The organism is Stenotrophomonas sp. YJH_SMC_17 (assembly GCF_059371655.1).
In genome coordinates, this window is sequence record NZ_JCAFUU010000001.1 from 305271 (window position 1) to 322186 (window position 16916).

At 67.1% G+C, this 16916-nt stretch carries 17 protein-coding genes and 1 tRNA gene; 6 read left to right on the forward strand and 12 right to left on the reverse strand.

The genetic code is table 11. From position 1 onward, the window contains the following. Positions 1-6: 6 nt before the first annotated feature. The 9 genes from AC5P8Z_RS01380 to pcnB form a co-directional block, all read right to left on the reverse strand. On the reverse strand, positions 7-2904 hold the full coding sequence (locus AC5P8Z_RS01380) for a type 2 lanthipeptide synthetase LanM family protein (RefSeq protein ID WP_286071631.1): 2898 nt from the start codon (positions 2902-2904) through the stop codon (positions 7-9). Between the two features lie 80 nt (positions 2905-2984). After that, positions 2985-3191 (reverse strand): DUF6229 family protein, encoded by a 207-nt coding sequence (locus AC5P8Z_RS01385; protein ID WP_049483047.1) that lies wholly within the window; start codon positions 3189-3191, stop codon positions 2985-2987. A gap of 316 nt (positions 3192-3507) precedes the next feature. After that, positions 3508-5022 (reverse strand): glucose-6-phosphate isomerase, encoded by a 1515-nt coding sequence (gene pgi, locus AC5P8Z_RS01390; RefSeq protein ID WP_286071630.1) that lies wholly within the window; start codon positions 5020-5022, stop codon positions 3508-3510. Then, positions 5019-5399, reverse strand: coding sequence for an aspartate 1-decarboxylase (panD, locus tag AC5P8Z_RS01395; RefSeq protein ID WP_005409061.1), 381 nt, complete (start codon positions 5397-5399; stop codon positions 5019-5021). Before panD ends, pgi begins: the two co-directional genes overlap by 4 nt. Positions 5400-5486: 87 nt before the next feature. Further along, the gene (locus AC5P8Z_RS01400; protein WP_295565866.1) at positions 5487-5984 is read right to left on the reverse strand and encodes a hypothetical protein; all 498 of its coding nucleotides are present in this window, start codon (positions 5982-5984) and stop codon (positions 5487-5489) included. A 66-nt stretch (positions 5985-6050) separates the two neighbouring features. Next, the gene (gene panC / locus AC5P8Z_RS01405) at positions 6051-6890 is read right to left on the reverse strand and encodes a pantoate--beta-alanine ligase (RefSeq protein ID WP_495227862.1); all 840 of its coding nucleotides are present in this window, start codon (positions 6888-6890) and stop codon (positions 6051-6053) included. Then, complete coding sequence (gene panB, locus AC5P8Z_RS01410) at positions 6887-7702, reverse strand: 3-methyl-2-oxobutanoate hydroxymethyltransferase (RefSeq protein ID WP_286071627.1); 816 nt, start codon at positions 7700-7702, stop codon at positions 6887-6889. Before panB ends, panC begins: the two co-directional genes overlap by 4 nt. Before the next feature lie 34 nt (positions 7703-7736). After that, positions 7737-8222, reverse strand: coding sequence for a 2-amino-4-hydroxy-6-hydroxymethyldihydropteridine diphosphokinase (gene folK / locus AC5P8Z_RS01415; protein ID WP_286071626.1), 486 nt, complete (start codon positions 8220-8222; stop codon positions 7737-7739). Between the two features lie 3 nt (positions 8223-8225). After that, positions 8226-9605, reverse strand: coding sequence for a polynucleotide adenylyltransferase PcnB (gene pcnB, locus AC5P8Z_RS01420; RefSeq protein ID WP_495227864.1), 1380 nt, complete (start codon positions 9603-9605; stop codon positions 8226-8228). Positions 9606-9657: 52 nt separating this feature from the next. Here pcnB and AC5P8Z_RS01425 point away from each other — a divergent pair. Next, positions 9658-9732, forward strand: a tRNA-Glu gene (locus AC5P8Z_RS01425). A 365-nt stretch (positions 9733-10097) separates the two neighbouring features. Here AC5P8Z_RS01425 and AC5P8Z_RS01430 read toward each other — a convergent pair. Continuing rightward, entirely contained in the window at positions 10098-11522 is a 1425-nt protein-coding gene (locus AC5P8Z_RS01430) for a sugar porter family MFS transporter (protein WP_495227865.1), read from the reverse strand. Between the two features lie 193 nt (positions 11523-11715). Here AC5P8Z_RS01430 and fdxA point away from each other — a divergent pair, with 193 nt between their 5' ends. Continuing rightward, positions 11716-12039 carry a ferredoxin FdxA gene (fdxA, locus tag AC5P8Z_RS01435; protein ID WP_005409054.1) on the forward strand — a complete coding sequence of 108 codons (324 nt, stop codon included), beginning with the start codon at positions 11716-11718 and terminating at the stop codon, positions 12037-12039. A gap of 149 nt (positions 12040-12188) precedes the next feature. On the opposite strand, the gene AC5P8Z_RS01440 is transcribed toward fdxA, so the two are convergent. Both AC5P8Z_RS01440 and dapA read right to left on the reverse strand, forming a co-directional pair. Beyond that, positions 12189-12704 (reverse strand): hypothetical protein, encoded by a 516-nt coding sequence (locus tag AC5P8Z_RS01440; RefSeq protein WP_495227866.1) that lies wholly within the window; start codon positions 12702-12704, stop codon positions 12189-12191. A gap of 32 nt (positions 12705-12736) precedes the next feature. After that, complete coding sequence (gene dapA / locus AC5P8Z_RS01445) at positions 12737-13630, reverse strand: 4-hydroxy-tetrahydrodipicolinate synthase (protein WP_295565857.1); 894 nt, start codon at positions 13628-13630, stop codon at positions 12737-12739. Positions 13631-13794: 164 nt separating this feature from the next. Between dapA and AC5P8Z_RS01450 the strand changes: the two genes are divergently transcribed. From AC5P8Z_RS01450 to AC5P8Z_RS01465, 4 genes are all read left to right on the forward strand, one after another. Further along, positions 13795-14355: a glycine cleavage system transcriptional repressor gene (locus tag AC5P8Z_RS01450; protein WP_005409051.1), complete on the forward strand. Its 561-nt coding sequence runs from the start codon at positions 13795-13797 to the stop codon at positions 14353-14355. Positions 14356-14446: 91 nt separating this feature from the next. Beyond that, complete coding sequence (locus AC5P8Z_RS01455) at positions 14447-14926, forward strand: peroxiredoxin (protein WP_295565855.1); 480 nt, start codon at positions 14447-14449, stop codon at positions 14924-14926. A gap of 84 nt (positions 14927-15010) precedes the next feature. Then, the gene (locus tag AC5P8Z_RS01460) at positions 15011-16411 is read left to right on the forward strand and encodes a PhoH family protein (RefSeq protein ID WP_014036782.1); all 1401 of its coding nucleotides are present in this window, start codon (positions 15011-15013) and stop codon (positions 16409-16411) included. Beyond that, on the forward strand, positions 16408-16914 hold the full coding sequence (locus AC5P8Z_RS01465) for a hypothetical protein (protein ID WP_495227868.1): 507 nt from the start codon (positions 16408-16410) through the stop codon (positions 16912-16914). Before AC5P8Z_RS01460 ends, AC5P8Z_RS01465 begins: the two co-directional genes overlap by 4 nt. Positions 16915-16916 lie beyond the last annotated feature (2 nt).

Below are 16916 nucleotides of genomic sequence, written 5' to 3' on the forward strand. Positions count from 1 at the left end.
GCCGGCTCAGGCCTCCGCCAGTGCCGGCCGGTCCTGCGTCGCGCTGGGACGCGACCCCATCGCATTGGCCCGCGCCGCCATGGTCTCCTGCAGCAGCGGCGAGGGCAGCACGCAGGCTGGGTGCATGCGCAGGAAGCCGTAGACCGCGCCTGCCAGCCCGATCATCAGCCCCGGCGTAAACGCCGCACGGGTCAGGCCACCGACCATGCCCTGGTGCTCTTCGATCGACGAGATGATTTCGATGGCCGCCTCATCTTCGGGATACGGGCAGCCGAGCGGATCCAGCGCGGCCGCCAGCACCAGCAGTTCCCGGCTGGAAACATCGCCATGGCACAGGGTGTGGCTGAACCCCCATTTGCCACGCGTATCGGCAACCGCGCGGCGCATGTCGCGCAACTGCGCCGGATCGCCGGTACGGGCGTACAGATCCGCAGCGGCCAGACCGATGCCGACACTGCCATGACACCAGGTCGGGAAGTTCTTCTGGCCGTCCTGGAGATGGATGTCGCGCCAGTGCCCGGTATGCGGTTCGAACAGCGCTGCCTGGAACGCAAACGCACCTTCGGCAAGCTGCCGCCAGTCAGCACGCTCCGCCGCGCTGCCGGCCTCCGAGCGCGCCAGCCGCGCCAATGCCCACCCCATGCCCATCGCGCCATGGCCAAAGCCACCGATCGGCTCCCGGAACTGCGGCGTCGGCCATCGGGCGCCCTCGGCATCGACGATCGCCGCGTCCTGCATGCGGCGCCCCGCTGCAGCCGCCAATGCCAGCCACCGCGTATTGCCGGTGGCCTCGGCGAGCGCCAGCAACGGCAGGATCATGCCCGACACGCCATCAATCAGTTCGAATTTCACCGGCCCCTGGAAGCCGCGGTGTTCCGCCGCGTCCGCGCAGTGCTCGGCCAACGCCAGCAAGGCTGGCCGCTGCAGCAGATCGTGCAGTGCCAGCAGTGTCCAGATCTGGGAACCCGTACCGACGAACCCGCCATCAATCTCGGCGGGATGCCGTTCGCACATGGTCTGGAACACCGCGATGGCGCCCTCGATGGCCGGATCCAGCCCCGCCACGGCGTCGGCGCGCCCCTGCTCCACTTCGCGACGGTAGGCAGCCAGCGCGAAAGCGATGCCTCCCAGCCCGAAGTACAGGTCAGGCTGCACGGGCTGAACCGTCCACCCGGTACGCGTCACCTCGGGCGTGATCCAGGTCATCGAACCGTCTTCACCATGCACGGCAAGCCGCAGAAGATTCTCCACCGCACGTGCCGCCAGCGTACGTCGGCGCTGATCCAGATCGTCCGCGCGCGGTTGCCGCGCCGCGTAGCTGTAGCCCGACCGGGCCTCGGCGCGGGCCAGCGCATGCTGGTTCAGATCGGTGGCCACCAGCGTACTGCGGATGGTCACGTCTTCCAGATCGATGCGCATCGCGCGCCAGTTGTCGGCGATGGCGCGGATACGGGCCGCATCCAGCTGCGAGGTGAAAATCGGAATATCGCCGTGGCGCAGGTCATCCACTTCGCCGCGGACGGTGTCCAGGTCCGATGGCGCAGCCGGCGACACCGCCGCATTGCGCACCAGCAGATCAATCGCGCGTTCCACCGCCTGGGCTTCCTTGTGCAGTGACGCCGGATGCCAGAGCATCCGGCCGAGCTCGGCGTAGGCCATGGTCGGCCGCCGCACATCCCGCACCTGGCAGCCTTCGAAACCGGCCAGCAACGGCATCAGTTCGCCCCTGGCATCCAGCGCACGCAGGCGCCCGCTGGCATCGACGAAACCCTCGCTGATGTGGTCCCAGTACAACGAAACATCCGGCTGCGGGCTCGGATGGTTCTGTGCGATGGCGACCTCTGCCTCGACCAGGCCCAGCCGCGCCGGCGCCGTCCCGTCTTCGATGATCACCGGCACCTGCACGCGCGGTTGCTCGCCCGGCAGTGCGCCGGCGGCGGACAGGTCCACGCCTTCCATGCCGAGGCCGGTGGTGCGGAACGGCACGATACCGGTGCGCAGCACCGAATTGCGCATCAGCTTGACGGCCGTGTCGTAGGCATCGCCCAGACCGGAGGGTTCGACGTCGATGACCTGCGAGAACACGCTTTCGGCGTCGACCACCACCGGCACCGGCCCGACCGCGATCAGGTTCTCCAGGTGGATGTCGGTCCCGCCCACCAGGCGCAGGATGGCCAGCCAGTGGCCGAGACCGCGGTAATAGGCCCGCAGCTCCTCGTCACCGGAACAATAGCGGTGCGCGGCAAATGCGGCCCAGCCGTGGCTGCCACGATCCACCACGCGCGGCACGCGTACCCGGCCAGGGCCCTCGCCGAAGACGGCGGCAAGCAGGCCATCAAGCGTGGCATCGATGCGCAGCGAGCGCGGCTTGTACATCAGCGCACCGCCGTCGAACTGCAACCGCGCCACGGTCCGTCCGCCACCGTGCAGGTCACCGCGCCCCAGCGACACGGCACGCAGCGATCCTGCCGGACTGCCGAGCAGGTCCGTCAGCAGCGCACGATCACGGCCGATGCGCGCGGCCAGCTCCACCACGGCCGCGCATTGTCCTTCGAGCATGCGCGACAGCCGCGGCAGCAGCACCGGGTAGCGTCGCTGCAGATGCTCATGGAAGCCCTCGCCGGTGGCGAGGGCCACGAATTCGTCCAGCGCACCGGCGCCCTCAAGCGGGCCGATGTCACCACCGCGCGCGGCCGCATGCAGTTCCAGCAACAGCACGCGGTTGAGCTTGAGCTGGGCATGTTCACGAAGCGCCGCATCGCCCTGCTCATGCAGGAGCGCGCGCTCGTCCGGCCGCAGATCGATGGCGGGGTCATGCAGGCCAGCCGCCAACGCGGCGCGCGCCTCGGCGAGGAAATGTTCGGTGATGCGCGCAAACGCGGCCGCAGCCGGAGAAGCGGTCATTACGCCCCCTGCAAAGTGTCCAGAGTCTGTTCCAGTCGCCGGCACGCAGCGCAAGCCGCTGCGTGCCGGCTCGGGCTACATCAACAGCACAGGCAGTGATTGACCACCGACATCGTGGTGGTGCATTCGGTACCGCCACCCGTGATCAGGGTGTCGGAGGCCGACGTGAGCGCGGACTCGGTGGCCCCAGCGCCATAGATGAACAGCGAACCCGCAGGGTTGGCGCATCCATCCACATCGTCCGCGCCGTTGAGCCAGCCGGACACAACATCGTCATTCAGATCCATTCGCAATCTCCTGTCATTCACAACATGAGGCGTTGAGAACGTGGATCGATTCCACGTTCCTTCGGATACGGCCAGTCCCTGGCATCAACATCATGCTGCGAGCGATACTGGATGACAGGTACAGCCGCCCGTGCACACTGCATTGGCACGCAATGCACAGTCAAGCTGCGCTGCGGCAGGCACGCGGAAGCGCTGCATGCGCAGCGCGGAAACGGGACGGAATGCGTGGCCGCGCAGCCCTTCATGCGCGACCGGATCGAAGGCAACCGGAGACACAGCGGATGGCCGGCTGGCGCCGGCCCATCCGCACCCCGTATCAGCCCTTCAGCTGCGCAAGAATCTCGCGGGTCATCGGATCGGCAACCGCCACATCCTCGCCCTGCAGCGCCGGCAGCAGGCCACTGGCCAGCTGCTTGCCCAGTTCAACGCCGAACTGGTCGAAGGCGTTGATGTTCCAGATCACCGACTGCACGTACACGGCGTGCTCGTACATGGCGATCAGCGCACCCAGCGCCTGCGGGGTCAGCGCGTCGAGCAGGATCAGCGTGCTCGGGCGGCCGCCCGGATAATCGCGGTGCGGGTCGTCGCTGCTCTGGCCGTTGGCCAGCGCCTCGGTCTGTGCCAGCAGGTTGGCCAGCAGCGCCTGATGATTGATCGTGTAGGGATCATCGTTGTGCACGCAGCCGATGAAATCGGCCGGCACGATGCTGGTGCCCTGGTGCAGCGCCTGGAAGAAACTGTGCTGCACGTCGGTGCCCGCCCCGCCCCACCACACCGGCACGGTGTCGGTGGTGACCGGCTGCCCATCACGCTGCACGCGCTTGCCCAGGCTTTCCATCACCAGCTGCTGCAGGTAGGCCGGCAGCAACGCCAGGCGCTGGTCGTAGGTCATCACCGCGTGCGTGGCATGGCCCAGCACGTTGCGGTTCCAGATGTCGGTCAGGCCGTGCAGCACCGGCAGGTTGCGCTCCAACGGCGCATCCAGTGCATGCGCGTCCATCTGCGCGGCACCTTCCAGCAGTTGTTCGAAACGCTCGAAACCGATGGCCAGTGCAATCGGGAAACCGACGGCCGACCACAGCGAGTAACGGCCACCGACCCAATCCCACATCGGCAGCACGCGATCGGCGGCGATGGCGAAGGCCTTGGCCGCACGCTCAGGGTTGGCGCTGACCGCGTACAGGCGCTCGCTGCCACCCAGCCAGTCGTGCAGGATCTGCCCGTTGAGCAGGGTTTCCTGGGTACCGAAGGTCTTGGAAATGAGGATGCCGGCGGTCCTGGCCGGATCCAGCGTGGCCAGCGTGCGCTGCATGGCGGCGCCGTCCACGTTCGACACGAAATGCACGCGCAGGCGCGCGCCGCTGACCGGGCGCAGCGCATCGGCGACCAAGCGTGGACCGAGATCGGAACCGCCGATGCCGACGCTGACCACGTCAGTGACGCCGCTGTCTTCCAGCGCGCGCACCAGCACACCCATGCGCTGGCGGATTTCGCGGGCGGTGGCATAGGCCTCGGCGGCAACCGGCGCATCAACCACGTCGCCACGCAGCGCGGTGTGCAGTGCGGCGCGACCTTCGGTCAGGTTGACCTGCTCACCACGGAACAGGCGGCTGATGGCGCCGCCGACATCACGATCAGCGGCCAATGCCAGCAGGGCCTGCAACGCCGCGGCATCGTATTTCTGCCGGGCGAAGTTGACGTACAACGGACCGACCCGCAGCGCCAGATCCTGCACGCGGCCAGGTTCGGCGGCGAGGAGGCTGGGGATGCTCGCGCCCTTCAGGCGCTGGGCGTGGGAATGCAGCGAGTCGAATCCGTTGTTCGTTGTCATGCGGCCTGGGTCGGGATCGTGTCGTTGGTGTGGGTGATCTGGTTCTTGCCATCAACGTACACCAGCTTCGGCTTGAAGCTGTCAGCTTCCTGCTCGGTCATGCTGGCAAACGCGGCGATGATGATGATGTCACCGACCTGCACGTGGCGTGCAGCGCCACCGTTGAGCGACACCACACCGCTGCCGGCTTCGGCGCGGATGGCATAGGTCGAGAAGCGCGCACCGTTGGTCACGTCCCAGATGTGCACCTGTTCGAACTCGCGGATGCCCGTGGCTGCCAGCAGGTTGTCATCGATGGCGATCGAGCCTTCGTAGTTCAGCTCGGAATGGGTGACGGTGGCGCGATGGATCTTGGTCTTGAGCAGGGACAGGTGCATGGGGGCGCTGCAACGGCAAAGGAAAGAGCGGATTCTAGCACCCGCTCGGCCCTCGTCAGGGGTCTGCGTCAGGACGCTGAAGGCCGTTCAGGCGCCCTCGCCCGGCGGCATTGCCTGAGCGCGGCCGGAGGCCCCCTCCAGCGAGAGGCGGAACACCGTATGGAAGGCCAGCCCGGCAACCACGCCGAAGCCGCCCGCCGCCAGCACCAACAAGGCGTAGCCGATCACATCGAAGGTATCGACATAGCGCAGGCGTTGCAGCCAGGTGCCCTGGTCTTCCCCCGGCCAGGCACAGGTCGCCATCGCCACCGCGCCCAGCCCGAATCCCACCAGCAGGAAACCGATCCGGCGCAGGCGCTGCTGAGATTGCTGGATCAAGGCCATGGGCAGCAGCACGGCAATCGCGTTGCAGGCCGCCAGTACGAACATCACTCCACCACCGGTGAGCGCAGGCATCGGCGTACGCCTGAATTCAAGCGCGAACAACAGGCCGCCAAACAGCTGGGCCGGCAGCATGCCTGCCGCCAGTACTGCCAGGATTGAGGCCTGGGCGAGGCGGCCCGCATCAGTGTCCGGTGCTTTCATTTCCAGTCTCCCGTCCGTGGGATGGTGAGAGGCGCCCCGTGGGGGCGCCCCGGAGCCAGGTGCGGCTCAGAACTCCAGGTTGTCGATCAGACGCGTCGTGCCCAGTCGCGCGGCGATCAGCGCCACGCGGCCGCCGCCGTCGAAGGTCGGCTCGACCAGTTCCGGGGTGCGCAGCACCGCGTAGTCGACCTGGAAGCCAGCGGCCTGCAGTGCGGCCGTGGCATCGGCCTCGATCTGCGCCCGCGCCTGCCCGGCCACGTAGCCTTCGCGCATGCCCAGCAGGGTGCGGTGGATGGTGGTGGCCAGCGGGCGCTGGCTGGCGTCCAGGTACTGGTTGCGCGAGCTCTTGGCCAGGCCGTCCTCGTCACGCACGATCTCGGCACCGACGATCTGGACCGGGAACGACAGCTCGGCCACCATCTGCTTGATCACGGCCAGCTGCTGGTAGTCCTTGCGACCGAACACGGCCACGTCCGGCTGCACCTGCAGGAACAGGCGCGCGACCACCGTGCACACGCCGTCGAAGTGGCCCGGGCGGCTGGCGCCTTCAAGCACTTCACTGACACCCGGGGCGTGCATCTGCGTGGTCTTGTCCACGCCCAGCGGGTACATCGCATCGACGCTGGGCAGCCACACCGCGTCGCAGCCGACCTGCTCCAGCCCGGCCACGTCGGCCTCGGGCGTGCGCGGGTAGCGGCTGAAGTCTTCATTCGGCCCGAACTGGGTCGGGTTGACGAAGATGCTGGCCACGACCTTGTCGGCGTATTGCCGCGCCAGGGTAACCAGCGAATGGTGGCCACCGTGCAGGTTGCCCATGGTCGGCACCAGCGCCACGCGCAGGCCCTCGCGCTTCCACTGGGCGATCTGCCCGCGCAGCGCGCCGAGTTCATTGAAGGTCTGGATCATTGGGCGTAGGCGTGCTGTTCATCAGGGAAGCTGCCGTCGCGCACGGCGTCGGCAAAGGCGCGGGTGGCTCCGGCCACCGAGCCGCCTTCGGCAAGGAAATCCTTGACGAACTTGGGGCGGCGATGGCCACTGTCGAGGCCGAGGAAATCGTGCAGCACCAGCACCTGTCCATCGCACTGCGGGCCGGCACCGATGCCGATGGTCGGCACATCCACCGCCGCGGTCACTTCCGCAGCGACCGGGGTCGGCACGCATTCGAGCACCATGATGCTGGCGCCGGCGGCCGCCACGGCCCTGGCATCCTCCACCAGCTGGCGTGCGGCATCGCCACGGCCCTGGATCTTGAAGCCGCCCAGGCGCAGCACCGACTGCGGGGTCAGGCCCAGGTGCGAGCAGACCGGGATCTCACGCTCCACCAGGTAGCGGATGATGTCGACCTTGAAGCCCGCGCCTTCGATCTTGACCATCTCGGCACCGGCCTGCAGCAGCTGCAGCGAGGCATCCAGTGCGCGCTCCGGCGTAGCGTCGGCGCCGAACGGCAGGTCGGCCACCAGCAGCGCACGCTGCAGCACGCGGGACACCGCACGGGTGTGGTAGACCATGTCGGCCACGGTCACCGGCAGGGTCGAATCATGGCCCTGCACGACCATGCCCAGCGAATCGCCGATCAGGATCAGGTCGACGCCATTGGCATCGAACGTGCGGGCGAAGCCAGCGTCGTAGGCGGTCAACATGACCAGCTTCTGGCCATTGCGCTTGGCCTCGGCCAGGGCAGGTACGGTCCAGGGCTTGCTGTCTGCGTGGGTGCTCATGTGCTGATAACCGGGGGAGATAACACGGGCATTATCACCCGATCGGCGCGATCCCGCAGGCATCCACCCGCATCACTGCATCCCGCACGCGGCCATGGCCGGGAATGGCCAGATCCGGCGCGATTTCGGCCAGGGGCACCAACACGAAGGCACGTTCGTGCATGTAGGGATGCGGTACCTGCAGGCCAGGCTGGTCAAGTACCTGCGCGCCATACAGCAACAGGTCCAGGTCCAGCGCGCGCGGGCCCCAGTGCACCGCCGCATCGCGCACGCGGCCGAAACGCTGCTCCAGCGCCAGCATCGCCTGCAGCAGTTCATCGGCCGCCAGTGACGTTTCGACCGCGGCCACCGCATTGACGAACGGTGGTTGGTCTTCATTGCCCCAGGCCGGCGTTGCGTACAGGTGCGAGGCCTGCAGCATACGGGTCCCGGGCAGGCCGTCCAGCGCGGTGATCGCCGCGCCGACAGTCATGGCCGCGTCGCCGAGGTTGGCGCCGAGCCCGATCCACGCAGGCGTCATGGCTTATTCGCCAGCTGCACCGGCCGAGGCACCCGGACGGCGGCGACGACGGCGACGCTTGCGCGGTGCACCGTTCTCATCATCGCCCTCTTCGCTGTGCATCGCATCCAGCGACGATTCCAGCTCGCGGCCGGACTGGGCCTGTGCCTCACGCCAGAATTCCACATCGGCAGCGTGCTCGGACGAGGCCACCTGGCGCAAACTGAGGAAGTCGAACGCGGCGCGGAAGCGCGGGTGGGTCAGCGTACGGAACACGCGCTTGCGCTGGCGCGAGCCGAAGCGCGACTGCAGCAGCCAGATCTCCTGCATCGGCAGCGAGAAGCGGCGCGGCAATGCGATGGTGCTCAGCTGCTGCACGGTCACGCGGTCGGCAGCACGACGCTGCGCTTCCTCCGGTGCAACGCCCTGTTTGAGCAGGGTCGCCTGCGCGCGGCAGAACGCCGGCCACAGCAGCAGCGCGAACAGGAACGCCGGCGAGACCGGCTCGTCGTTGGCCACACGTGCATCGGTGTTGGCCAGGCCCTCGACCAGCATGCGGCGCAGCGCGCCGGTGCGGTTGCACTTCAGCGCCTTGCCGCTTTCCGGGAACAGCACGTCGAACAGGCCGTAACGCTCCAGGCCTTCGAAACTGGCGACGCCATGCCCGGACAGGAACAGCTTCAGCACTTCCTCGAACAGGCGCGCCGGCGCGGCTTCGTTGAGCAGGCCGGCCAGGTGCGGAATCGGTGCGGCCGTGCCCTCTTCGATCTGGAAGCCGAGCTTGGCAGCCAGGCGCACCGCACGCAGCATGCGCACCGGGTCTTCCTGGTAGCGCTGTACCGGGTCGCCGATGAGTTTCATCAGGCGCGCCTGCACGTCTTCGAAGCCGCCGGTGTAGTCACGCACCGAGAAGTCCTCGATGGCGTAGTACAGGGCGTTGCAGGTGAAGTCGCGGCGGACGGCGTCGTCTTCGATGGTGCCGTACACGTTGTCGCGCACGAGCATGCCGTTTTCCATCTCGCGGTCGCCGCTGCCGTCATCGCTGTTGGCGCGGAAGGTGGCGACTTCGATGATCTCGCGGCCGAACACAACGTGGGCGAGGCGGAAGCGGCGGCCGATCAGGCGGCAGTTGCGGAACAGCTGCTTGACCTGTTCGGGCGTGGCGTCGGTGGCCACGTCGAAATCCTTGGGTTGGCCATTGACCAGCAGATCGCGCACCGCGCCGCCGACAAGGTAGGCGCCGAAGCCGGCATCGCGCAGGCGATAAAGCACGCGCAGGGCGTTCGGGCTGATGTCCTTGCGGGAGATCGTGTGCTGGTCGCGCGGGATGACGCGCAGGCTGAACGGTGATGTAGCAGAGGAAATGATGTTGGCGCTTCCGGTTGAAGTTTCGGGATTGCCCAATGGCATCGAGGTGCATATACTAGCGCTCCTGCCTCGGCAGCGACACAGTTACGCTCCCTTCGTCTAGTGGTTAGGACGTGGCCCTCTCAAGGCTAAAACAGGGGTTCGAGTCCCCTAGGGAGCGCCAGTCGCCGCAGCAGGAACCGAAAAAGCCCGCCTTGTGCGGGCTTTTCTGTTTTCCGGGATTGCGGTGATTGCGGTCGGGTTGGTCGCTTTGGCGCCTCCCTGCAATCGGCTCGAGCCGGCGGGGTCACCCAGGGCAGGACACGCCGTGAACCCATCCATGGGGGCTCGATGGCGCCATCCTTGGCGCCAACGGTCCTGCCCTGGGTGACCCCACCGACTCTGGACGGTTTCCCGCCAGCTGCGGCAACAACCGACCAGCGCTTCGCCGCATCCGCACGCACCATGAAACTGTCAGGAGGGGGCAGACCGCCCTCTCAGGCTCTGGACAAGCAGGCGCCAACGGAACGCAACCGAAGCCAATCGCCGTCAGCCTTCCATCTGCTCCAGCTCCTTGCCCTTGGTCTCGCGCACGTAGCGGACCACGAAGAAGACCGAGAGGATGGCCGCCACCGTATAGATGCCGTAGGCGCCGGCCAGGCCGATGCCGGCCAGCAGCATCGGGAAGGTCACGGTGATCGCGAAGTTCGAGGTCCATTGCGCCGCGCCAGCCACCGCCAGCGCCGGGCCGCGGATCTGGTTGGGGAACATCTCGCCCAGCATCACCCACATCACCGGGCCCCAGGACATGTTGAAGAACACGACGTAGACATTGGCCGCGACCAGCGCCAGCCGGCCCATGCCGTCGGACAGCTGCAGGCGACCGTCGGCCAGGCTGCCGCTGGCGAACGCGACCACCATCAGCACCAGCGCCACCGACATGCCGACCGAGCCGATCCAGAGCAGCGGCTTGCGCCCGATGCGGTCGATCAGCAACACCGTCAGCAGGCACGCACCGATGCTCAGCGCACCCGACAGCACATTGATCAGCAGCGCATCGCTTTCTGAGAAGCCCACCGCCTGCCACAGCACCGCACCGTAGTAGAACACCACGTTGATGCCGACCAGCTGCTGGAACATCGCCAGCCCGATGCCGACCCAGAGGATCGGGCGCCGCTTGCCGCTGGCCTTGTCGCGCAGATCGGCGAAGCGCGGCTTGTGCTGGTCCTGGGCCAGACTGGCCTCGATCTCTGCCAGCTTGGTCGCGGCCGTGCCCTCGCCATACAGGCGCGACAGCACCGCCCGCGCCTGCTCCGGGCGTCCCTTCACGACCAGGAAGCGCGGGCTTTCGGGGATCACCAGCAACAGCAGCAGGAACAGCCCCGAGGGCAGCGCCTGCATCCAGAACATCCAGCGCCAGGCCTCCTGGCCCAGCCACAACGGCTCGGTCGAGGCTCCGGCAGCTCGGGCCAGCAGGTAGTTGCTGAGGAACGCCGCGAACAGGCCGCAGATGATCGCCATCTGCTGCACCGTGGCCAAGCGCCCGCGGTAGCGCGCCGAGGCCACTTCCGCGATGTAGGCCGGCGACATCACGCTGGCCGCCCCCACCGCGAAGCCACCGAGCACGCGTGCAGCGATGAACAGCCAGGAGGCGTGGGCCGCACCCGCACCCAGCGCCGAGACCAGGAACATCAGTGCCGACACGATCAGCACGCCACGACGGCCCAGGCGGTCACCCAGCCAGCCGGCCAGGAAAGCGCCGATCGCGCACCCCAGCAGCATCGAAGCGACTTCGAAACCGAGCGCCGCCTCGCTGGAGTTGAAGGCCTGGCGCAGGCCGTCAACTGTGCCATTGATGACACCACTGTCGAAGCCGAACAGGAATCCACCGAGGGTGGCCACGCAGCTGATCAGGACGATGAATGCAGTGTTCTCACCGCCGTGGGGCGCGATGCTGGGCTGGGCCGGGGACATGGACGATCCTGCTGGGAAGGGAGTCCGGCCACGCGGGGTGACCGATCGCCCCGCAGCGTCGCACAGGCCCTGCCCTGCCGCCAATGACCGCCACGGCCGCGCCTGCCAGACGCCCGATTTCCGCCCTGCGCCGACACCGGGGGCCAACCTGTTCTAGAATTGGCGGGTTCAGGAATCGATCCACCCCCAGCCCATGCCCTTTGTCGTCACCGAAAACTGCATCAAGTGCAAACACACCGATTGCGTGGAAGTGTGCCCCGTGGATTGCTTCCACGAAGGCCCGAACTTCTTGGTGATCGACCCGGATGAGTGCATCGACTGCACCCTCTGCGAGCCGGAGTGCCCGGTCAATGCGATCTTCCCGGAGGACGATGTGCCGGCCGGCCAGGAAGGCTTCGTCGCGCTCAATGCCGAACTGGCAAAAGAGTGGCCGGTGCTGACCGTGCGCAAGGATCCGCCCGCCGACGCCGGCGAATGGGACGGCAAGCCGGACAAGCTGAAGCTGCTGGAGCGCTGAGGCGCCAGCGGCGGCAAAAGGAAAGGGCGCCGTCGGCGCCCTTTTCCATTTCCGGCAGGTGCCAACCTCGGTTGGCACAAAAGCGCCGACCAGGGTCGGCCTCTACCAGAGCGGGTGCGGACCAAGGCCCGCCCCCATCCGGCCGGTCCTTAGTGGGCCAGCTTCGCCTTCAGCGCGGCGATCAGCTTCACCGGTGCTTCAGCGGTGGCCGGCAGGCCACGCGGGTCGACCGCGGAGATGTAGGCGCCGGCATCGACGGCGACCACGCGCACCAGGAAGTTGCTGCCTTCGTAGGCCACGTCATACGAGCCCAGCAGCTGCGCGCGGCTGGCGATCGTCAGGCCTTCCACGCCTTCCAGCGCGGTGCCGACCTTGGCGAAGGCCTCATCCTTGCCACCGGCAATGGTGAAACCGGTGTTGCCAACGGCCGGGGCCGCAGCCACCGGGGCTGCCGGCTTGGTCGCCGAGGCAAGGGTCGGCACCTTGTTGTCACCGGTGGTGGCCGGCAGGTTCAGGTCCGGCGGTACTTCCAGCGGGCGCATTTCCGGGGCCAGGGCGTAGTCGCCCTTGACGCCACGCTTGAAGCAACCGGTGGTACCGGCCGCAACAGCTACAGCCAGCAGGGCGTAGGACAGCACGCGGACAGTGGAAACGGATTGACGCATGTGAATCTCCTGGGTCAGACCAAGACGAAAGGTCAGTGGCTGGAAAGGGCTTCGAGGGCGGCGATGTCGCCGGCAAGATGGTCGGCGGCCGCATGGTGCGGCGCCGACAGCGGCAGCAGCGGCAGGCGCAGGTCGTGGCCGATGCCGACGCGGCGCAGCAGCGCCTTGACCGGAATCGGGTTCGGCTCGACACCGCAGAAGTCATGGAACGGCTGCAGGCGCGCATCCCAAGACCCGGTGGCTTCGTGGTCGTGGGCGGCGGCCAGTTCGCACATCCGGCGGTAGGCGCCGGGAAGTACGTTGGAGCCGACCGAGATCAAGCCATCGACGCCGGCCTGGATCGACCGTGCCGCCGTGCCGTCGTCGCCGCTGAGCACGGCGAACTGCGGGCTGCGCAGGGCCAGCAGGGCCTGCACCCGGCCGGTGTCGCCCACCGCCTCCTTGATGCCGACGATGTTGGGATGGCTGGCCAGTTCGGCGACGGTCTCCGGCTGCATGTCGCAACCGGTACGGCCGGGCACGTTGTACAGCACGACCGGCAACCCACCCTGGTCGGCCACCGCGCGGTAGTGCGCGATCAGGCCAGCCTGGGTCGGCCGCACGTATGGCGGGGTGACCACCAGCGCGTGGCTGGCACCGAGTGCAGCGGCGCGGCGGGTCTGTTCGATGGTCTTGGCGGTGCCCGACAGGCCGGTGCCGGCGATGACCGGGATACGGCCGCCGATGCGCTCGACCGCGCTGGCCAGCAGCAGGTCGTACTCGGCATCGGTGAGCGTTGCCGCTTCGCCGGTCGAGCCGGCAACGACAACGCCATGGACGCGACCTTCCAGTTGCAGGTGCAGCAGGCGCTGCCAACCGTCGGGATCGAGGGCGCCGTCGGCCCGGAACGGGGTCGCCAGCGCGGTGATGAGGCCGGAAAGGGACAAGGACGTGCTGCTCTTGGCTGGGAAGGGAAAACGCCCGCCACGAAAGGCCGGGGGCGACCTGAATGTTACTTGCGGCGCGAAAGCACGGGCAAGTATGCTGGACACTGGTGGATCCCCGCCTCTGGCGGGCATTCAGACTAACGCATGCATTACCCGGAATCGCCTTGACCGACACCACCCCGCGCCCCGCGCCGAGCGAAAACCACCTCCTGATCAACGCCTATACGACGCATCCGGAGTCCCCCCTGCTGTCCGTCACCCGCCGCATCGCCGACAGCGGCTGCAATCTGGTGGACGCACGCCTGGCCACGGTCGGCCGCGATGTCTCGGTCACCGCCCTGGCCACCGGCTCGTGGGACTCGGTGGCCAAGCTGGAAGCGATGCTGACCCGGCTCGAGCGCGAGGAAGGCCTGAAGCTGGTCTGGTACCGCACCGCCGCCAAGCAGGCACAGTCCAACCTGCTGCCGTACATCGTCGAGGTGATCGCCGCCGACAAGCCGGGCATCCTGTTCCAGCTCGCCGATTTCTTCGACCGCCAGGGCATCACCATCGAGAACCTGCAGAGCACGCGCTACCGCGCCATGCAGACCGGTGCCGAAATGTTCAGCGCGCAGGTCACCATCGGCGTGCCGGCCAACATGCACATCGCCGCGCTGCGCGACGATTTCCTCGAGTTCTGCGACCACCTGAACTTGGACGCGATCATGGACCCGATGAAATTCTGATCGGACGTGCGGATTTTCGCGCGCCTCTCACGGGCGCGTGGCGTTTCATGCAATTGTCGTAGAAACAACCCAGGCTCGACAGAAGGACCTCATGAACAACGGCGATACCCTGGACAGCACCACCCTCTCCCTGCCGCTGGCACTGTCCGGTGGCGACCAGGCCACCCTCGGCGACTATGCCGGCCAGTGGCTGGTGTTGTACTTCTACCCCAAGGACAGCACCCCGGGCTGCACCACCGAAGGCATCGACTTCAATGCGCTGCTGCCGAAGTTCAGGAAGGCCGGTGCGGTCGTGCTCGGGGTATCGCGCGATTCGGTGAAGTCGCACGACAACTTCTGCGCCAAGCAGGGCTTCAGCTTCCCGCTGGTCAGTGATGGCGACGAAGCGCTGTGCAACGCCTTCGACGTGATCAAGATGAAGAACATGTACGGCAAGCAGGTACGTGGCATCGAACGCAGCACCTTCCTGATTTCCCCCGACAGCCGCATCGTGCAGTCCTGGCGCAAGGTCAAGGTTGCCGGCCATGCCGATGCCGTTCTCGCCGAACTGAAGGCCTCCCAGTCCAAGTGAGTCCCACTGCCTACTGTGTCTGCCATCACCCTGCCCCGCAGCAGGCCATGGTGGTTTTTCCCTGTCCGTAACCAGGAATCGACGATGACCCGAGGCAAGCGCATCTACGTGCTGGATACCAACGTGCTGATGCACGATCCCACCGCGCTGTTCAAATTCGAGGAGCACGACGTCTACCTGCCGATGCAGGTGATCGAGGAGCTGGACAACGGCAAGAAGGGCACCTCCGAAGCGAGCCGCAACGCCCGCCAGGTGAGCCGCTTCCTCAACGAGCTGGTGCAGGCATCGGGCCTGGACAACCTGGCCGACGGCATTCCACTGCAGCGACCCAACGGCCTGCAGCTGCGCGGCAAGCAGAGCGCGGGCAAGCTGCGATTCCAGACCAGCCATTTCGATGCCGGCAAGAGCTTCGGCAAGGTCATTCCGGACAACGCCATCCTCGGCGCGATCCTGGCCCTGAAGGAAGAGACCCCGGACCTGCCGGTGGTGTTCGTTTCCAAGGACATCAACCTGCGGATCAAGGCCGCCATCGCCGGCATCGTGTCCGAGGACTACGAGAACGACCGCGCGCTGGACGATTTCAGCCTGCTCTACACCGGCGCCACCGAGCTGCCGGAAGACTTCTGGAAGCGCCACGGCGACGACCTGCGCAGCTGGAGCGACAAGGGCCGTACCCATTACGAAATCCTTGCGCAGGACGGCGAGGAGTGGTACCCGAACCAGTACGTCTACCTGCCCGGCGAAGACGAGGTCGAACTGCGCGTCAGCCGCGTGGTCGGCGATGGCAAGGTGGTGCTGTCGCTGGTCGATGATTTCCGCCACGGCAGCCACGCCGTGTGGGGCATCAGTGCGCGCAACCGCGAGCAGAATTTCGCACTGAACGCACTGATGGACCCGGAGATCGACTTCGTCACCCTGCTGGGTACCGCCGGTACCGGCAAGACCCTGCTGGCGCTGGCCGCCGGCCTGGCCCAGACCATGGACCAGCAGCGCTACCGCGAGATCATCATGACCCGCGCCACGGTGAGCGTCGGCGAGGACATCGGCTTCCTGCCCGGCACCGAAGAAGAAAAGATGACACCGTGGATGGGCGCGCTGACCGACAACCTGGAAGTGCTCACGCACAACCAGGAAGGCGGCACCTGGGGCCGCCAGGCCACCAACGACCTGCTCGCCAGCCGCATCAAGATCCGCTCGATGAACTTCATGCGCGGTCGCACCTTCCTGTCCCGCTACCTGATCCTGGACGAGGCGCAGAACCTCACCCCGAAGCAGATGAAGACGCTGATCACCCGTGCCGGCCCCGGCACCAAGATCGTCTGCCTGGGCAACGTCGAGCAGATCGACACCCCGTACCTGACCGAAACCACTTCGGGCCTGACCTACGCGGTGGATCGCTTCAAGAACTGGCCGCATAGTGCACACATCACCCTGCGCCGTGGCGAGCGTTCGCGCCTGGCCGATTACGCTTCGGAGGTGTTGTGAACCGCTGCACCCGCCTGCTGCTGCCCACCGCTGCGATCACCCTCGCAGCCGTGCTCGGCGCCTGCACGACCACGCGCGGCCCGGCCAGCGTGCCGACCGCCGAGCGTACCGGCCAGTCCTGGGTGGTCACCCGCCCAATCATCGCCGCGCAGGTACTCGACACCTGCTCGCGACCCAGCCCCGGCCGCGAGGCCGGGCGGGTCAGCGGCTACTGGGCGCCCAGCCGGCAGCAGGTCGATCAGCTGGAAGCGCGGCTGTCATCGCTTGAGGCACAGGTGCCGAAGGTGCTGGACTTCGACCGCCAGTACGTCGGCATCGAAAGTGCCGGCAAGCGGCTGATCTACATCAACGCCTTCCATCTGCCCGACGACAGCGGCATCAATCCGGCACGGGAAGCGATCCGCGCCTGCGATGGCGGCGCGCAGTTCTGGGGCGCCGTGTTCGATCCGGCCAGCAACACCTTCAGCGAGCTGCAGTTCAACGGCGGCTTCGGCGGGCCCTGAGG

Coding starts and splice junctions, on each gene's coding strand:
- folK (WP_286071626.1), bottom strand. CDS start 8,222: ATGACGCCTGCGTGGATCGGGCTCGGCGCCAACCTCGGCGACGCGGCC.
- AC5P8Z_RS01460 (WP_014036782.1), top strand. CDS start 15,011: ATGACCCGAGGCAAGCGCATCTACGTGCTGGATACCAACGTGCTGATG.
- fdxA (WP_005409054.1), top strand. CDS start 11,716: ATGCCCTTTGTCGTCACCGAAAACTGCATCAAGTGCAAACACACCGAT.
- AC5P8Z_RS01440 (WP_495227866.1), bottom strand. CDS start 12,704: ATGCGTCAATCCGTTTCCACTGTCCGCGTGCTGTCCTACGCCCTGCTG.
- panB (WP_286071627.1), bottom strand. CDS start 7,702: ATGAGCACCCACGCAGACAGCAAGCCCTGGACCGTACCTGCCCTGGCC.
- AC5P8Z_RS01400 (WP_295565866.1), bottom strand. CDS start 5,984: ATGAAAGCACCGGACACTGATGCGGGCCGCCTCGCCCAGGCCTCAATC.
- pgi (WP_286071630.1), bottom strand. CDS start 5,022: ATGACAACGAACAACGGATTCGACTCGCTGCATTCCCACGCCCAGCGC.
- AC5P8Z_RS01380 (WP_286071631.1), bottom strand. CDS start 2,904: ATGACCGCTTCTCCGGCTGCGGCCGCGTTTGCGCGCATCACCGAACAT.
- AC5P8Z_RS01430 (WP_495227865.1), bottom strand. CDS start 11,522: ATGTCCCCGGCCCAGCCCAGCATCGCGCCCCACGGCGGTGAGAACACT.
- AC5P8Z_RS01455 (WP_295565855.1), top strand. CDS start 14,447: ATGAACAACGGCGATACCCTGGACAGCACCACCCTCTCCCTGCCGCTG.
- AC5P8Z_RS01385 (WP_049483047.1), bottom strand. CDS start 3,191: ATGGATCTGAATGACGATGTTGTGTCCGGCTGGCTCAACGGCGCGGAC.
- panC (WP_495227862.1), bottom strand. CDS start 6,890: ATGATCCAGACCTTCAATGAACTCGGCGCGCTGCGCGGGCAGATCGCC.
- panD (WP_005409061.1), bottom strand. CDS start 5,399: ATGCACCTGTCCCTGCTCAAGACCAAGATCCATCGCGCCACCGTCACC.